The organism is Gimesia fumaroli (genome assembly GCF_007754425.1).
GTDB lineage: Bacteria > Planctomycetota > Planctomycetia > Planctomycetales > Planctomycetaceae > Gimesia > Gimesia fumaroli.
In genome coordinates this window covers 1987831-2004900 of sequence record NZ_CP037452.1, presented here as the reverse complement: position 1 = coordinate 2004900, position 17070 = coordinate 1987831, and the positions used below count along the sequence as shown (strand labels likewise).

The following is a 17070-nucleotide window of genomic DNA, read 5'->3' as shown; positions in this document are numbered from 1 at the left end:
AGTGCACCCAAATAGCCTGATGCTGAAACCAATCGCAGCTCATAGTGAAAATGAAAACTTTCTAACCTGACGTGTCAAAAACACAATCAGTTTGATGCTCATCTTAGAGCTGGTTTGTTAAGAACCTGTGAGCAATTCAAGAAATAACTTTTACAGAATCCCCTGAAAATAAAGACTCTGCCACTACGGTCTCATCCACACAAATAATTTTTTAAATTAATGTTTCGTGAATTCAAGATTGGCATTTCAAGAATAAAACAACATAGGATGAGGCATGTTTCTATCAAAACAGGTCGTATTGAAGCGTTACCCAGGCGCAGCAATAAACCATCTGCGTTTTTCAGAGACGGACTCAGACCAAAGATTTCAGCAGCAGTGATGGGATAGCTGGCAGGAGGCGCGGCCCCCTTACCCCGCTAGCCGGCTGGCTGTTCGGGGTTGAAGCCTTTTATATTCAGCCCATGCGATTTGACTGCAGAGTTGTCATCGATCACACGCATGTAGGCTGAAGTCTCCTTGCCGGAAGCCAGCTCCCGGACACGCACCCGCCAGATCCCTGCTTTGTCATTGGGTGCAATCTGAATCTGGAACGTCTGCACGCCGTCTTTCAGAGCCCGATAACCGGAAAACTCGGCAATGCGACCTTCTGCATCCTCAATAGACACATCGACGGGAATCACGGCTGAGACCGGTTGATTGTTCGGATCCAGAACTTTCACTGAAATCACGCCACTTTCTCCACGTTTCAACTGTTCGGGGGCAGTCACTTCAACTCGTTCCAGTGGTTGTTCCGTCGCCAGATAAATGCCACCCGCCCCAGGCGCCAGTTGGATCGAGGCAGTCTGTTTCCCTGATGACGCTTTTAACACGACAGCTTGATGCCGAACCAGATCATACAGATACCCTTTTGGCCGGTTCAGGGACAACGTCGTCTTCGCAGGTAAGCCATTCTCCATCACGCGCCCATGTTGACCGACATAGTTACCAAATTCACGGTGATCATTCACCAGGAAAATATAGTCTGCGTGGCTTCCCTGGCGATGATAGGGAATGACATCGGAGTTCGATGAATCGACAGACCTCACATATTTTCCCGCCAGTGCTTGACGCACTTCCTGTGCTTTTTTCTGCAATTCCCGTTTATCCAAGTCTGCTTTGCCGGTTCGTTTGTAGGAAGCAATCACTAGATCTGCGTTCACCGCCGGGGCGACGCGCTCATCGGCAACGACGATTCCCCCACGTTTCTGAAAGGCTTCAATTTCGTTTAAAATCGATTCTGTAATGACGTCGCAATCCATCATGAACAGAACTTTGTACTGATCGAGGCCGTGCTGCTGGATTGTCTCATCAAAGACGACATCAGTCTGGAGCCCTGCCCACTGCAGCATCTGATGCGCGTCCCCCAGCCAGTAACCGTTCCAGCCATAAGTGCCCCTGCGTGCAAAGACCTGTGCAGCAAAGCTCTCATAAAAGGCGATATCATTTTTCACACCCGGCATCATTTTCAATGCCGGTCCTAATGGCTGGACGACTTCATGGATCAAGCGTGTCAACTCATGCTGCGTCTGAGGATTGGTATAGCGATATCCGCCGGTCGTTTCCGTGGGCACTAAAGATTGCCAGCCATGATACATGATCCCCTTAATCGGACGCGAAATCTTGGCCCAGAACGCTTCCCGTAAATGCAGGGGCGCGATCGTAATAAACGGCGCATCAGGCTGCTCTCGTTCCCAGCTCGCCTGCTGTGGAGATTCCTGATCCGTTTTTTTCGCTTGCGGTGCGGTTTGCGAACGGTACCAGATGATCTGCGTCATCTTCATTACATCCTGATGCTTTCGGGACCCGCGCGCCATCGCAAACAGTTCATCCAGGACAACATTGATTCGAATCGGATCAGGATAGGAATACGTCCAGTGCGAAAGATAATCGACATTTCCGCCAGATCCAAACACGCTGGCAACTCGCATGGCGGGATCGTACCAGGTCCAGATTTTTTTATCCGTTGAATTTAATCCTCGTTCCAGATCGCTATTAAGATCATTCCAGCCATCGCCGGTTTTCCAGTGCCATTTGTAATAGACGTAAAGCGGATGGTTGTCTTTTACAATCCGGTTGGAAGGAAAGTCCTTCAGACGCCGATAATCAACGCCTCGCGGCGGTCCTGCTTCTGCCGGAATCTCAATCCCGGCAAATTTTTTGAAGGCAGCTCGATCATGATCATGAAAGCAGGGACGTGAATGCCCGCGAACTTCTGTATGCAACAGTGCAGAATCGAACGCAGGATAATCGCCATAGGTCTGCGCCATGGAGACCCCGACGTTATAGCAATACTGCTTGATCTCGGGAACCACCGGACAGATATCTTCACGACTGGCGGGATGCGTTCCGTCGCGGTTCACCCGTTGTAATTTTTCCCGGCTGCGCAGATAGGCGCCAGGTGAAAGCGAGGCATAAAACGAAACCCCATTCGCAAGCCCCCGATCCAAACCTTCACGCAGTTTTTTCACATTCTCTTCCGTGTCTGCCAACGTCGGCTTTTCCGCTTGCCAGATTTTGGAATAATTGGCACGCACTCCAACCGCATGCGTAAAGCCAATCTGTTTGAGTCGATCAATTTCCTCAAACCCAGCGCCCCACATCACGACTGGAAACCGATCGGGTAAAGGTCGCGATACAATCTGAATGGGAAAAGATGCTTCGGCAGTTGATTCCTGCCCGGTGCCTGCTTGCAACTTAGCCTTCAATTCATACTTGTCAGGACGCAATGCAGTATTGAGAGGAAACGAAACAGTTCGCGGCTGACCAGGCTCCAGTTTTTTCAACGTGGACGTTCCTTGAACCAGTCCATTCAAGGACCAGGTTACTGTCGCTTCCGGCAACAGGGTTCGCTGCAGATTCGTGATCTCAAAATCGAGAGTCCGTTTCGGCTCCATGCGAATGAAACAAGATCGCTGGGAAATACGTTCAAAACGCACGGGACGAAATTCAAGTTCCCCTTCGCTGATCCGCACCTGATCAATCAGTCCGGGAAAGCCACCATAATTGCTCCCGTTCCGATCACCAATTGTCAGTGCTCTCGATCCGGGAGTAATCGACCCGGCGCTCGTAATCGTTTTCTCCCCTTGAGGAATCCCATTAATAAAAAACCGCCCGCGACCGGCGCCGTTATAAATAAATGCAACGTGATACCAGGTTTCCTTTTCCAACTTCAACGGATTCGAATACCAGGTCTCTGAGTCATCGCCAAAACCCAGCACCGCCTTCAAGGTTCGTGTGCCGGATCGCCCTGCCCGAGTAAACAGCAACTGGTAGTCGGTATGGCTCACATATTTTTTATCGAGCAGAAAAGCAGAAGAGGCTTTATCAAAATCGTCCTCAAGCTTAATCCACATCTCCAGAGTAAATGCACCGCGCGGAGAGAGACGGGGAGAATCCTTTATCATCGCCCAGTGCCGTTTATCTTCTACGGGAAACCCCGGAAACGAACGCAAGGCGGCACCGAATCGTCCCTGTGATTCAATGACGGCACCATCAAATGCAGCTATCTGCTGATTTCCGGAAAGATCGGCGCCTGGCGTTTCTCCATCAAAGGTCCATAGCCCCAGCACATGCTTTCCAATGGCATTCTTCTCTGTGTATTGAGACTGCCACGGCTCTTGAAGCGTCTGCGTATCTGGCTTTTCAGCATGAAGTTCCCAGGCAAGATTGGAAATGATAAAAAACAGGACAAGCTGCTGAATTCGTCTGAGCATAAGTAAGCATCCGCTGATTGCATCTGGTGGGAAGAAAGAACCTCTCAAATATTTTCTAAACTCAGTTTAGCAATTGGCACCACGAAAAAAAACTGAGCGTTCTATCACACTGGTCTAGATCGTAAAGAGAGAAAGCGAGCAGTTTTGACCGAGTTTCGTACTCCCTTTGTTTACTGACATCAATCCTGTTATGATCGCTGTAGCGCTCTGTCATGAGCACAGCGTTTCATTTTCTGGATCTATTCTTTCACCCTGAGTTCTCTTCAGATGCCTGTAAAATCTCCTGATATGAAAGATAACGTCCCTCCCCTGATTGTAATGACGGACCTGGACGGAACCCTGTTAGATCACGATACGTATTCGTTTGCACCAGCGGTTCCCGTAATGGAACGTCTGCGCGCAACGGGGATCCCCCTCATTTTGAATACCAGTAAAACGGCTGCGGAATTAGCCTCTCTTCGCACCACGCTCCAGAACACAGATCCTTATGTTGTCGAAAATGGCTCGGCCATTTATCTGCCTGCGGAGCAGAAGGGGCAAACTGCTCATAAAACAGGAGATCAGGTGCATATTTTAGGGGCACGTCGGTCAGAAATACTCTCTTTCATTCAAAAAATCCGGGTAGAGGAAAAATTCCAGTTCACTGGATTTGCGGATATGGAAGTCTCTGAAGTCATTGCATATACGGGATTATCGGAATCCGATTCCGAGCTGGCGATGACCCGAGAATTCTCCGAACCGCTAATTTGGCAGGACTCGGCACATCAATTGCGTAAGTTTGAAGCACTGATTGCCAATCATGGTCTGCGGCTGCTGAAAGGTGGCCGGTTTGTGCATGTGATTGGCGCGTGTGACAAAGGAAAATGTCTGCATTGGTTACGGGAGCGTTTTACTGACTCGTATGGTGCACAACCTGCATTTGTAGCACTGGGCGATAGTCAGAATGACGTTGCCATGTTGAATGCAGCAGATATTGCCGTCATTGTGCGCTCGTCCCATCATGAACCACCCGATCTTGAGAAGCAATCTTCGGTCATCATTACTGAAGAAACAGGCCCACAAGGATGGGCCAATGCGTTAACCCAAATACTGGATGAAACACTGATCTGATCTTTCTGACCCGATCATTCTGGTTTTGGCGCTCAAGCTTTGATTACGGAGGTCTGGTATGGGAGACTTTTACCAAAACGGTATCATTACCACTTTACACAACCTCTCTTCACGTTCGACGGAAGAGATGGAAGCCGAGTTAGTTCGATTTGCTGAAGTCCGCCCGATGAGCCTGGTACTCCCTTGCCTTTACAGCGAACTGGAAGGGCCCGCCCTCGACAAAATTGTGACGGAACTGGCGAAAGTCGAGTATCTGCACGAAATTGTCATCGGCCTGGATCGGGCTGATGAAACACAATACAAACATGCGATCCAGTTTTTCAGTCGCCTGCCTCAGAATCATCGCATTCTCTGGAATGATGGCCCGCGACTGCAGGCAGTCAACAGAATGCTGCAGGAACAGGATCTGGCCCCCAAGGAACTCGGGAAAGGCTGCAACGTCTGGTACTGCCTTGGCTATATTCTGGCGCAGGGAACCACATCGTCGGTCGCGCTGCATGATTGTGATATTCTGACCTACGATCGCAGCATGCTCGCTCGATTGGTTTATCCGGTCGCCAACCCCAGCTTTAACTATCAATTCTGTAAAGGCTACTACGCACGTGTGGCCGACAGCAAGATGAATGGTCGTGTCACTCGATTATTAGTGACGCCCTTAATGCGTGCATTGAAAAAAATTCTGGGTTCACTGGATTATCTCGAATATCTGGACAGCTATCGATACCCACTGGCGGGTGAATTTTCTTTTCGCGTCGATGTAATTAACGATATTCGAATCCCCAGCGACTGGGGACTGGAAATTGGCGTGCTGTCTGAAGTGAATCGTAATTATTCAACGAACCGGTTATGCCAGGTCGATATCGCTGATAAGTATGATCATAAACATCAGAACTTATCCGTCGAAGACGCTCAAGCGGGATTGTCAAAAATGTCGATTGATATTGCCAAAGGAGTTTTCCGCAAGCTGGCCACCAATGGTGTTGTCTTTTCGACCGAAACCTTTCGTTCGATCAAAGCCACCTACTATCGAATTGCGCTGGACTTTATCGAAACCTATCGTAACGATGCGATCATCAATGGTTTGAAATTTGATGTGCATAACGAAGAGAAGGCCGTCGAATTATTCGCGGAAAATGTTTTAAAAGCCGGCCTTCATTTTCTGGAAAACCCGATGGAGACGCCATTCATCCCCAGCTGGAACCGTGTGCAAAGCGCGATTCCGGATGTATTCAGACATTTGTGTTACGCCGTTGATGATGACTACCGGGAGTTTTCCTGAAAATATGATTGAACCTGTCGAACATTCCGCAATCAGTGAATACCGATTCCTCGTCGAAAATCACTTGCGGGTTATTTATCCGGAGATTGACCATAGCGCATTCGCCCAGACTTTGATTGATATCATGGCCCCGGATGGGAATTGCCAGACGCCGGAAACCCATCAGAACCACTGGGATCAACGTGATGCCGTAATGATTACCTATGGCGACAGTCTGCTCACGGAGGGGCAGCCGCCACTGGAAACATTGTTGCAGTTTTCAGAATCGTTTCTCAAAGAGACGATCAACAGTATCCATATTCTCCCTTTTTTCCCCTTCAGTTCCGACGATGGATTTTCCATCATCGACTACCAGCAAGTCAATCCAAAGCTGGGCACCTGGGAGCATATCAACGCGATTGCCGACGAATTTCACCTGATGTCCGACCTCGTAATCAATCACTGTTCGAGTCAGAGTGAATGGTTTCAACAATTCAAACGAGGAGAATCACCGGGTAAAGATTATTTCTTCTGCGGCAGTCCGGATGATGATCTCTCCGAGGTGGTTCGCCCGCGGACCAACAGTTTATTGCAGCGGATCGATACCCCGGAAGGCCCCCGGTATGCCTGGTGTACTTTCAGCTTCGATCAGGTCGATTTAAATTTTGCCAATCCGCAATTACTGCAGGAAATTGTCAAAATCGTCAAATTATATCTCGATCACGGCGTTCATATTTTCCGTCTGGATGCGGTCGCCTTTCTCTGGAAAGTCGTCGGCACGAACTGTTTGAGCCTGCCGGAAACGCATGAACTGGTGCGTCTGTTTCGCACATTGATTCAATTTGTCTCGCCCCACGCCATGATCATCACCGAGACCAATATTCCGAACCGTGAGAACCTGGCTTATTTTGGAAACTCAAATGAAGCGCATGCTATCTATAATTTTTCCCTGCCCCCACTCCTGGTAAATGCAATGCTCTGCGGAAGCTGCCAGCATTTAAAAACCTGGATGATGAGCATGCCCCCGGCATTGCATGGCACCACCTATCTGAACTTCATTGCCTCGCATGACGGGATCGGCCTGCGGCCCGCGGAAGGATTAATGGACGATGAAGAAATTAACGAAATGGTTTCGATGATGGAGCAGTTTGGTGCTCGAATTTCAATGCGTTCGCTCGCCGATGGTGGCAAGCGACCTTATGAAATTAATATCTCATTATTCGACGCCATGCGAGGGACTCTGGACGGCGAAGACGAATGGCAGATTGAGCGTTTCCTCTGCGCACATGCCATCATGTTTGCTCTGGAAGGAATTCCCGCTGTTTACGTTCATAGTTTTCTGGGCACGAGAAATGATCAGGTGGCCGTCGAACAGACGGGGCATAACCGTTCGATTAACCGCCATCGCTGGGACTATGCCCATCTGCAGGAACAACTGGCAAACAAAGATTCAACGCATGCACGCGTCTTCAAAGGCATCTGTCACTTGTTGAAAATCAGACGGCGGCAACCTGCCTTTCATCCGAATGCAACTCAGTTTACCCTGCACCTGGGCAACAGTGTGTTTGCCTTCTGGCGTCAGAGCATGGATCGCCAGCAGAGTATTTTCGCGATTAATAATGTCACCAATCAGGAACAGATTGTCCCCTTATCAGAAATTAATCTGATTGGCACCGATTCCTGGGTCGATTTAATCAGCGGCGAATTATATTCAAATCTCAGAGGCGACCTGATCCTAAAACCTTATCAGGTGATCTGGTTAACCAATCTATTACAGCAGACGTAATTGCGAAAGTACTGGACGAAGTCTGAGATCATTCAACAGCCAACTCAACCTGGTTCTGAAAGCAAAGCTGATAACCATCCGGGTCTTTCATGAATAGTTGATTCATTCCGTAAAACGCCACCTGTGGAGGCTCCAGAGTAAGCCCGCGAGATGACAATTCTTCGTAAACCGCCTGCGCGTCATCACACAGAAAAAAGAAACCGACGCCCTTGCAGCGCTCAGCTGCGGTTCCATCTTCATCGGGACAGGCTAACTGTAACATCAGAGCCGCATTACCCCGTTCCAGTCGGCACCAGGCCAAATTGCCCTCCGGTTCCCACTTGAGTTTCATTTCAAAACCAAGCTGATCGCAGTAAAACTCCGTAGACCGGGAGGCATCTTCTACATACAGCAGCGGAACCAGCTCTTGAATTGCAGGATTTGTTTGTGGCATGAAACAGTTCCCTTTCTGAATCGAAGTGATATGAATTGTGCATGAAAGACACGACCGTTTTAATCTTCTTCAACGCGGTGAACCGTATCGGGAGAAAAGGCGGGCGTGCAAATCGCGATATATTCAGCACCTGCTTCACCGGGAGTACTGTACCGCACCCATTCTCCCGGTTCCAACACAATCGCCTGCCCTGCTTTGACTTCGATCACGCCGTCAGCGCATTCCACACGCAGAACTCCCTTGAGTACAATCGACGTCTCACGAAATTCCGGCGTTTGTTCCGGCTCTACCCAACCGCCGGGAGAGATCATGCGGGCAATGCTCATTGATTCCTCGCCGGTATTGACGCGTCCTACAAATTCTTCGATCTGCTTGGGTTTGTTGCCTGCTGCTTCTACTATTGTCGGCTGCGTGATCAATTGGGCCATGTCAGTTCCTTTATATGAAATTCATTTCTGAAAGAGATCAAAACATCCAATCTCGTAATTTCTCGTCGATCGCCTGGCTGTGTACTGGGAAAACAGAATTTGTCATTTTATGATGAAGCAAATGCATTTCAGGGACTTGCCTGATTTCGGCAATCCTACGACTCCCTTCACACTCTCATTTTGAACTGCATCCAGGAGAGATAATATGTTGACAAGTTTGTTAATTCCAATTGCATTGTCGGCTGTGGCACTATTTTTTGCCAGTTTTTTATCGTGGATGGTATTTCAACTTCATCGCGATGACTGGAAAAAGCTGGAGAGTGAAGATGAATTTCTGGAAGCCGTCAAGCAGCAGAATGTGCCACTGGGTAGTTATATGTTTCCCGGTTGCAATTCACCGGAGGAAATGAAAAGCGAAGAGTATCAGCAGAAATGGAATAACGGCCCGTGCGGTGTCATGACTGTTTTCCCGAAAGTGAATATGGGAAAGAAACTCGGACTGACTTTTTTGTATTTTCTCGTCATCAGTTTCGCTCTGGCCTATCTGTCAACTCTGGCAATCAAGCCGGGTGCGGAATTCATAGTCGTGTTTCGCTTTCTGGCAACCGCAGGCTTACTGACGTTTCTCTCAGCCACTGTGCAGCATGCGATCTGGTTTCATAATCGAATTATCGGGCACGTCATCGAATCGATCCTGTATGCGGTCATTGTCGGACTGATCTTCGGCCTGATGTGGCCTGCTGCCTGACTCCCTCTATTGAATCATATTAATCATTCAAATCTAAGGAAAGAAAATATGACTGGTTCCCTTCCCTTATCGGGGCAAAAGTTTCTCCTGTTTGTCGGCGAGGATTACGAAGACCTCGAACTCTGGTATCCCAAACTTCGCCTGGAAGAAGCGGGCGCGGAAACGACTATGGCGGGATTAGAAGCAGGTAAAACCTACCTGGGAAAACATGGCTATCCAGCTGTTTCGGATGCCACAATCGACAGTATCAACGCCAGCGACTATCAAGGCGTGGTCTGCGCCGGCGGCTGGATGCCCGACAAACTCAGACGTTTTGAAAAAGTCTTATCGCTGCTATCTGAATTTCACGAGAGCCAGAAACTGATCGCCGCCATCTGCCATGGAGGCTGGATGCCGATCTCCGCTGGCATCTATCAAGGAGTCAAGGTCACCGGTTCGCCGGGTATCAAGGACGACCTGATTAACGCCGGGGCCATCTGGGAAGACGCGTCTGTTACAGTTGATCGCCACTTCGTCTCCAGTCGCCGCCCCGGAGACCTGCCCGACTTCTGTAGAGGCATGCTGGAAGTTCTACAACAGGCAAGGTAAAGCACTCTGCTCACTGTCATTTTCTACGGAGTCAATTCTCCCTACTGATGGAAAATTCGCTTCGAATGTCTTTGAATCTCTCGATTGGGATGTTCTAACAACTGTTTTTGAACGTCTGCATCGATCAACTTGACGGAGACGTTCTCCATCTGAACAGCATCCAATAATGCCACGCATCGGGCAACGGTTCTTAGCAGAGACTGGAGTGCAATTTTACGATTACGGGACGTCAATCTGGGAAGTGCATTGAGCAAATCTTCTGTTGCTTTGGAGTAGTTAATATCGCCGAATCCACTGACGGCCCCCATCTGCAGTTCTGCCTGCTTTGGATTTGCCAGATAACGTTTCAACTGTGCCTGACAGTCTGCATAATCAAGCATGGCGATCATCCGCAGTGCATCATAGCGGGTCCCCGCTTTGATTTGTGGGTCATCGGCCATCTTGACAGCTTGCTGGAGCGAGTGCTGCCAGCGGGCAGCCAACTTCGGATCTTCCTTCAGGATGGCTTCAATTCGGGTTCGTGGCCAATCGCCGGCAATCGTAATCCCGTTGATGATCCCGCCACCAATCACAACCGCCTGCCAGCATTGCAGAGTTCCTTTCTCTTCAGGCAAAGACGCATCAAGTAATTTTTTAATCTCCTCTGCCTGATTTCGTTTGCCCAAAGCAATCGCCTGCCGCCAGATATTGGGAATTTCACGGTACTCGTCTGGAGTGCCCACTTTGACACTGGCAACGAGCGATTTGATTTTTGTAACCGGGTCCACAGAAACCGTCGCCTGCTTCGTATCTCCCGGCTTTACAGGAACTGCCTGATGTTGTTTCCCGGCTGAGCTGCTGCTGGCAAGTGAGATCTCCGAGAGAAAGAGCCAGCCCTGTTTGCTCTGAAAATCAACACGAACAAAGCGTGCCCGTTGTTCTGGCAAATTGATCGCAACAGTGCGCGGATCAATTTCATAGAGCCCCAGACCATCGGGATGGTCATTAAAGTTGGAGAACTTGAGCGGATTCCCAAACTGCTGACCGTTATTACTGAAGGAAACCACTACTGACGCGGGGGCATGGATTGACCCGGGTGCATGATTCACGCCATACACAATTTTCAAAGAACGCACCAGAATTTTTTTACCAAGATCAAATTCAATTCTGGGCTGTGGTTGCTCGCCGGCAAATCGGAACCCGACCCAGTTCCCATCATTAAATTTTCCGGAACCCGGAGATTGATTCACCAGCTTCAACTTTTTCGGATCATCCGGGTAGTTTGCATCCGGAGAAACGGCACCGGCATACTTGTAATGAATGGGGGCACTGTGTTCCTGTAGAAAGGCCAGTAAATCCGCCATCGCTTCCGGCGGGATCTCGCGTTCCAGACCTTCCGGCATTAGTGATTTGCCGGTATTGCTCAATTCTTCGATTTCTGTTCTGAGAATTGTCTGCACTTTCCCCTGCTGCGTTTTTAACGTAATGCTGTTACTTTGCTCGGACACCAGAATCCCGGTATTAATTCGGCCATCCTCGGTGAGCGCCAGATAAGATGCATAACGCCCATCGACGGCTTTGTTGGGATCGAGTATTGAAGTCAGCAGGAATGATTTTGACTGATCCGTCAACGCCGCCAGGTCCGGCCCCACCACAAATCCTTTTCCATTCAGTTTATGACAGTTCGCACACTGTTTCTCAAACACAGCACTGCCCCGTTCGATGCTGCCCTGTTTCAGATCGATCGATTGATAGCGTTTGAGTACCGCCGCACGACTGGCACTGGTCGCCACCGAAAACAGTTTCCGGGCACGCTGACTGAGTTTCTTATTTTTATGATCAATCAATCGTTGGCGACTGGTCAAATCAATCTGAGCGGGTTGAATCAATTTCTGTTCGACACTGTTTAATAATTTGACTGTCGTCGATTCCCGTGCCAGAAGCTGATTGAGAACTTCTGACTGCAGTGCAGGCGTAAGATGTTTCCAGTTTTCCAGAACCGGTTTCATGGCTTCCGCTTTCTGAGTATTGATCAAACTGCGGACTGCTGCCATCTGAATTTTCAGCGACGTTTGTGGCGTTAATAAATCAGAGATCAACTGCAGATCATCCTGACCTTGACCGGCCTGGACCACAAACGTAATCGCGGCAATCCGCTCTGCTGCCCCCCGCTCGGAATCCGCCACCAGTTGACGGGCTCGTTCTTGTAATGTTTTGATCTGTTGACCAAGCGCCTGATCCTGGCTGAGTTTCGCGGTATTGGTCACTTCCAGAATACGAGACAATGCCGCCCACTCCCAGAGAGGCGTCTTCTCATTCTGAACCGCATCAGCCAGCAAATGAGAAGCAACCTGCTTCAGAGCAGCCGCATCTTTGGTCGCGATCGTCATCCCCAACAAGGCCTCAAAAACCGGCTGTAGTTTGGGTTGATCACTGACTTGGGGAATCAAAACGGCGATCGCCGGTGCCAGACGACTCGGTTCGAAGCTGGTCAGCACGGCAGACCTGATATAGACATTCCCGGAATGCTGTTCCATCAATTGTAACAACGACTGCGTTGCCATTTCGCTTTTTAATTCGCCGAGAGAATAAGCCAATTGTAAAATGACAGATAAGTCTTCTTCCTGCTTGACGCGCTGCAGAACGGCATTTGCCAGAGACTTTGATGCATTCAAAAACGGTTCCGATAAACGCAGGGCTTCTCTGCGAACCCCCGGATGCGAATCCTGAATTCGTGGCAGTAATAACGCTGCATCCAACGCCTCCAAACCATCCAGCGTACAGAGTGCCTGCAGACGTGATTCCGGCAAGTTCCCCTCCGCGGCAATCGACTTTAATTCTGGAATGTATTTTTCGTCAGCCCGCAAGATCAGTTCCTGCTGCACCATATCACGCAGTGTACCATTTCTGCTTCTAATCAGCTTCGCCAGATACTGCGGTTCTAACTCTTTCAATTTCGGGATCGGTTTATACTGCTGTTCTTTTCGAGAGATCCGATAAATTCGGCCCCGTGTTTCGCCCGCACGCACATTCAGTTTCTGGACTGCCTCTGGTGAAAGAAACTTGGGATGCTCAATGAGATAGCGATACATGTCTACGATGAGCAATGATCCGTCGGGCGCGGGTCTTGCCTGTACTGGCCGAAACCAGTTGTCAGTTGACGTCAAGAATTCCCGATCCAGTTCTTCCGGCGCACGCGTCCCGAAATAGACCACTCCTTCGGGCTGGATCACCTGACGATGCACAAGCTGGTTGACCGGTTCACAAACAAACGTGTTCCCTAAAAAACCGTCCCCCAGTCGCCGATCCCGGTAAAGCCCCAGACCACAGGCTGAAGTCGGTCGCCCGCGCTGTCCACTTAAATGAAACTGAACCAGATCACCTACCGGAATGAGCTGATTGGCACCCTCACCTCGGGGAACAGCAACCTCAGGCGGGGGCGAAACCACAAACGGATTCTTGCGATAATAGGATTCATTGACGGGATAATACACGCACAGGCTGCCATTGCGACAACCAAACCAGTTGCCCCAATCGTCACGCACGCGGCCCTGTTGGGTCCGGCCGCTGACCGGTTCCAGTACTCCGGTATCGGGTTTGAACCGAAAATCACGATTCGTTACATTCACAGTCTGACCATTGAATGATTTGATGATGCCGCCGAATAAGCCGCCCGATGCATAGACCCAGTTATCAAGACCGGGAACCAGACTATTCACCCGTGCCTGATAATTATGAGTTGCGAATCCCGTTAGAATTATTTTCTTAAGGTCGGCTTTCCCATCGCCGTTCGTATCTTCTGCGTAAATCACATCGGGAGCCGTACAGACCAGCACACCCTGCTTCCAAACCATTAAGCCGGTCGGAAAAGGCAGCCCTTCCAGAAACACGGTCGCCTTGTCGTAGACGCCGTCTCTGTCCAGGTCTTCGAGAAATTTCACGACACCGCCGGGCTTCAGGTTCCCATCGATGCCGTTTGGATAATCCCGCATTTCGACAACCCACAATTTCCCGTCAGGACCGAACTCTACTGCGACGGGGTCAATGACTAACGGCTCCGCCGCAACCACTTCGACTTTGAGTTTGTCGGAGTAATTCATACGTGATATCGATTCGGCGGGAGTCAATGCCCGCTTGCCACCCGTTCGACTCACATCCTCTTTGGGCTGATAAGTATCCGGTAGCTGTCGGTCTACTTCCTTCAGAATTTTTTTCTCTAGCCCGGGCGCAAAAGGACCAGGCAGATCATACCAGACCATCGCATTCCGTCCCTCATAGCCCCCTTCCTGCAGGACCCGTTCGGAGGGAATATAACAGGGAACGTCGTTCGCATAGGAGGTCACCCATAGCTTCGCGCCATGCCGCTGCTTAATCGCCAATGAATAATCGACAACAACCTCTCCTCCCAAAAAGGCCATCGCCAGATCATCACCAAAGACCCAAGATTTCACCGGGTAAATGATTTTATCTGTTAAGGCCTGTCCCCGTTCCAGACGTTTGAGATTCTTTTGCGCATGATAGCCCGTGATTCCCTTTTTCTGTGCGCGCTCTTTCCACTCGTCCTCTGTCGGCAGCTTGTCCAGCTCAAGTGTCAGTTCTTCACTCCCCGTTTTCAGATCTCCTGTTAGTGGTGTTAATTTAGATTTGAGACGCTGGCGAACTCCGTCTGCGATGCCTTTTCCATTGACCCGCGCCGCTCCCTGATCATCGCCTCTGAACTTCGGATTCTGATCCGCACCACATCCAATGACCACCATCGCCATACAACCGGGAACGTCTGCTTCAATCGCTTCGACGGCGCAACCGGCCCAGTCGCCGGACATAAAGGGAACGCCCCCTAATGTCGTGCAATGGCAGGCATAGTTCACCAGAATCGCACGTGTCTTTCCATCAACACCTTTGACTTGTAGGATCGGGAGGTCATGATCTTTCGGCCCGGTAATATTGCGGCGATTTTTGGCAAACGTCGCCGTCCCGATTCCCCACTCCAGAAGAGAGGGCTCGGTATTGTGAATGGCTTCTTCCGCCACCTTGGTCAGCAGAAGCGTCAAATCCTGAGTGTAACGGTCAATTCCGGCCTGTTCGGAAGCAGTCAAATCTTTGGTATACAAGTTGGGAAGGACTCCTGTGAGCATCGGAGCCGCGTGCGTATGAGTGGAGCAGATCACAAGATTCTGAGGAGTAAGGGAATACTCATCTTTCAGATTCGCGACAACAGCTTTCGTCACGGATGCAGGGACACCACAATTTTCAACCGATATCAAAATCTGCGGTTGAGGATTTTCAGAACGAATCACAATCGCGCGTGCCCAGAGTTGCTGCTCGACCCGATCAATCGGCTTTGTACTGCGTGAGGCATAGCCACTTAGTATCACCGGGTAATCGGGAGTGATATCAACTTTGGCGATGCCTACGGAATAAGTTTTCGTTTTTTCAGCAGATAAACTGGAAACGCAACCGCCTGCAACGATCACTGCCAGTACAATTCGAAGTACCATCATTTGCTTCATCCTGGTTTCCTCAAAGCAGTTTCAGTCAGTAGCGCATCAATCTGTCAGAAAATCACAAATCAGATTCAAGATTTCCTGTTTCCTCAAGACGCATTCATCTATGATCTGATTTTGAATGATAGAATCCAGTCTAACTGCTTGACTGACGCAGGATCAATCCAGTGTTGCGTCATTCTCTTTTATTTTTGCGACACTCCGGAAGAGATCATGTCCCGTTCTGCTACACCTCAGGTTGCCCTGTTCATTGAAACGTCAAAAACATTCGGCCGTGGAATTTTACAAGGCATTTCAACGTATTCACGAACACATGGGCCCTGGTCTGTGTACATTGATGAATGGGGACCAGCGACAACACTCCCCGACTGGATGAAACAGTGGGAAGGAGACGGCATTATTGCCCGAGTGCGTTCGCAACAGATGTCAGAACGGCTTCAGCAATCAGGTGTCCCGATCGTGGATACGTTACAGCAAGTGCCTGACCTGGAACTGCCCGGCGTTTATTCCGACGATACCGAGATCGCACAAATGGCGTTTGAACATTTACGGGATCGCCACATAAGGCACTTTGCTTTTGTAGGAGTGGAGCGGGCCAACTGGTCAATGCGTCGTCGGAATGCTTTCGCAGAGATAGCACGCCAGCAGGGATTCGAATGCGAAATTTATTCCCCCCTGTCACGCCGACGTTTTGTCGAAAGCTGGAATGGTGGTCAGGAGGATCTGGCAGACTGGCTGGAATCACTGCCGAAACCGGTAGGCTTAATGGCAGCACATGATTTACGTGCTTTATGCGTTCTGGATGCCTGCCGCCGTCGCGGGATCGCGGTTCCGGAACAGGTTGCTGTTCTCGGAGTTGATAACGATGATGTCTTTTGTGAAGTGATTGACCCACCTCTCACCAGTATTTCGCATCAGGCAGGACAGGTTGGATTTCAGGCAGCTGCCCTGCTCGACCGCTTGATGCAAGGTAAAGCTGCACCGGCTCAACCTCTCATGCTGCCGCCCCGAAAACTGGTGCCTCGCAGATCAACCGACATCATTGCTGTAGACGACGTCGCCATCGCCTCGGCTCTGGAATTCATCCGACGCAATGCCTGCGCGACAATCAATGTGACCTTAATCGCACGACATGTGAATCTCTCCCGACGTTCGCTGGAACGCCGCTTTATGAAGCTGACGGGAAAAACACCTCATCAGATCATCGCAGAAGAACGGCTTCGCCGCGCGAAACAACTTTTGATTGACACTGACTTCACACTCGAACAAATCGCTACGATGGCGGGGTTTTCCAGTGCCGCCTATCTGAGCGTGGTAATCAAAGAGCATGAAGAATGCACACCAACAGAATTTCGCCATAAAGCGAACCAGTCGGGAAATTAAAAATGGCAATCTATTCCAAACCAGTGAACAACTGGAGTGACAGCCGCTTGACTCCCCTATAGTTTACACCTAGAATTCTGCTAAACGGTTTTGTCAGGGAT

The 17070-nt window shown here is 49.8% G+C and carries 10 protein-coding genes; 6 read left to right on the top strand and 4 right to left on the bottom strand.

Annotation, left to right across the window (positions count from 1 at the left end; all coding sequences use genetic code 11):
* Positions 1-416: 416 nt before the first annotated feature.
* Positions 417-3752: a LamG-like jellyroll fold domain-containing protein gene (locus Enr17x_RS07845; protein WP_145307540.1), complete on the bottom strand. Its 3336-nt coding sequence runs from the start codon at positions 3750-3752 to the stop codon at positions 417-419.
* A gap of 267 nt (positions 3753-4019) precedes the next feature.
* Here Enr17x_RS07845 and Enr17x_RS07840 point away from each other — a divergent pair, with 267 nt between their 5' ends.
* From Enr17x_RS07840 to Enr17x_RS07830, 3 genes are read left to right on the top strand one after another with little or no spacing between them, the layout of a single operon-like run.
* Positions 4020-4862: an HAD-IIB family hydrolase gene (locus tag Enr17x_RS07840; RefSeq protein ID WP_145307538.1), complete on the top strand. Its 843-nt coding sequence runs from the start codon at positions 4020-4022 to the stop codon at positions 4860-4862.
* Positions 4863-4920: 58 nt separating this feature from the next.
* Positions 4921-6141: a glycosyltransferase family protein gene (locus Enr17x_RS07835; protein WP_145307536.1), complete on the top strand. Its 1221-nt coding sequence runs from the start codon at positions 4921-4923 to the stop codon at positions 6139-6141.
* Positions 6142-6145: 4 nt separating this feature from the next.
* Positions 6146-7906: a sugar phosphorylase gene (locus Enr17x_RS07830; RefSeq protein WP_145307534.1), complete on the top strand. Its 1761-nt coding sequence runs from the start codon at positions 6146-6148 to the stop codon at positions 7904-7906.
* 28 nt (positions 7907-7934) lie between these two features.
* Here Enr17x_RS07830 and Enr17x_RS07825 read toward each other — a convergent pair whose 3' ends face one another.
* Positions 7935-8339 (bottom strand): VOC family protein, encoded by a 405-nt coding sequence (locus tag Enr17x_RS07825; RefSeq protein ID WP_145307531.1) that lies wholly within the window; start codon positions 8337-8339, stop codon positions 7935-7937.
* Between the two features lie 59 nt (positions 8340-8398).
* Positions 8399-8767 carry a cupin domain-containing protein gene (locus Enr17x_RS07820; protein ID WP_145307529.1) on the bottom strand — a complete coding sequence of 123 codons (369 nt, stop codon included), beginning with the start codon at positions 8765-8767 and terminating at the stop codon, positions 8399-8401.
* 205 nt (positions 8768-8972) lie between these two features.
* On the opposite strand from Enr17x_RS07820, the gene Enr17x_RS07815 reads away from it, so the two are divergent.
* A complete protein-coding gene (locus Enr17x_RS07815) occupies positions 8973-9515 on the top strand; it encodes a hypothetical protein (protein WP_145307527.1) in 543 nt (180 codons plus the stop codon).
* A 48-nt stretch (positions 9516-9563) separates the two neighbouring features.
* Complete coding sequence (locus Enr17x_RS07810) at positions 9564-10103, top strand: type 1 glutamine amidotransferase domain-containing protein (protein WP_145307525.1); 540 nt, start codon at positions 9564-9566, stop codon at positions 10101-10103.
* Positions 10104-10144: 41 nt separating this feature from the next.
* On the opposite strand, the gene Enr17x_RS07805 is transcribed toward Enr17x_RS07810, so the two are convergent.
* Positions 10145-15583, bottom strand: coding sequence for a neutral/alkaline non-lysosomal ceramidase N-terminal domain-containing protein (locus tag Enr17x_RS07805; protein WP_198001016.1), 5439 nt, complete (start codon positions 15581-15583; stop codon positions 10145-10147).
* A 216-nt stretch (positions 15584-15799) separates the two neighbouring features.
* Here Enr17x_RS07805 and Enr17x_RS07800 point away from each other — a divergent pair, with 216 nt between their 5' ends.
* Positions 15800-16969: a XylR family transcriptional regulator gene (locus Enr17x_RS07800; RefSeq protein ID WP_145307521.1), complete on the top strand. Its 1170-nt coding sequence runs from the start codon at positions 15800-15802 to the stop codon at positions 16967-16969.
* Positions 16970-17070: the final 101 nt, after the last annotated feature.

Excerpts from the sequence above, each read along its gene's own strand:
- Enr17x_RS07825 (WP_145307531.1), bottom strand. The coding sequence starts at position 8,339 with ATGCCACAAACAAATCCTGCAATTCAAGAGCTGGTTCCGCTGCTGTAT.
- Enr17x_RS07815 (WP_145307527.1), top strand. The coding sequence starts at position 8,973 with ATGTTGACAAGTTTGTTAATTCCAATTGCATTGTCGGCTGTGGCACTA.
- Enr17x_RS07845 (WP_145307540.1), bottom strand. The coding sequence starts at position 3,752 with ATGCTCAGACGAATTCAGCAGCTTGTCCTGTTTTTTATCATTTCCAAT.
- Enr17x_RS07820 (WP_145307529.1), bottom strand. The coding sequence starts at position 8,767 with ATGGCCCAATTGATCACGCAGCCGACAATAGTAGAAGCAGCAGGCAAC.
- Enr17x_RS07800 (WP_145307521.1), top strand. The coding sequence starts at position 15,800 with ATGTCCCGTTCTGCTACACCTCAGGTTGCCCTGTTCATTGAAACGTCA.
- Enr17x_RS07805 (WP_198001016.1), bottom strand. The coding sequence starts at position 15,583 with ATGATGGTACTTCGAATTGTACTGGCAGTGATCGTTGCAGGCGGTTGC.
- Enr17x_RS07835 (WP_145307536.1), top strand. The coding sequence starts at position 4,921 with ATGGGAGACTTTTACCAAAACGGTATCATTACCACTTTACACAACCTC.
- Enr17x_RS07810 (WP_145307525.1), top strand. The coding sequence starts at position 9,564 with ATGACTGGTTCCCTTCCCTTATCGGGGCAAAAGTTTCTCCTGTTTGTC.
- Enr17x_RS07840 (WP_145307538.1), top strand. The coding sequence starts at position 4,020 with ATGCCTGTAAAATCTCCTGATATGAAAGATAACGTCCCTCCCCTGATT.
- Enr17x_RS07830 (WP_145307534.1), top strand. The coding sequence starts at position 6,146 with ATGATTGAACCTGTCGAACATTCCGCAATCAGTGAATACCGATTCCTC.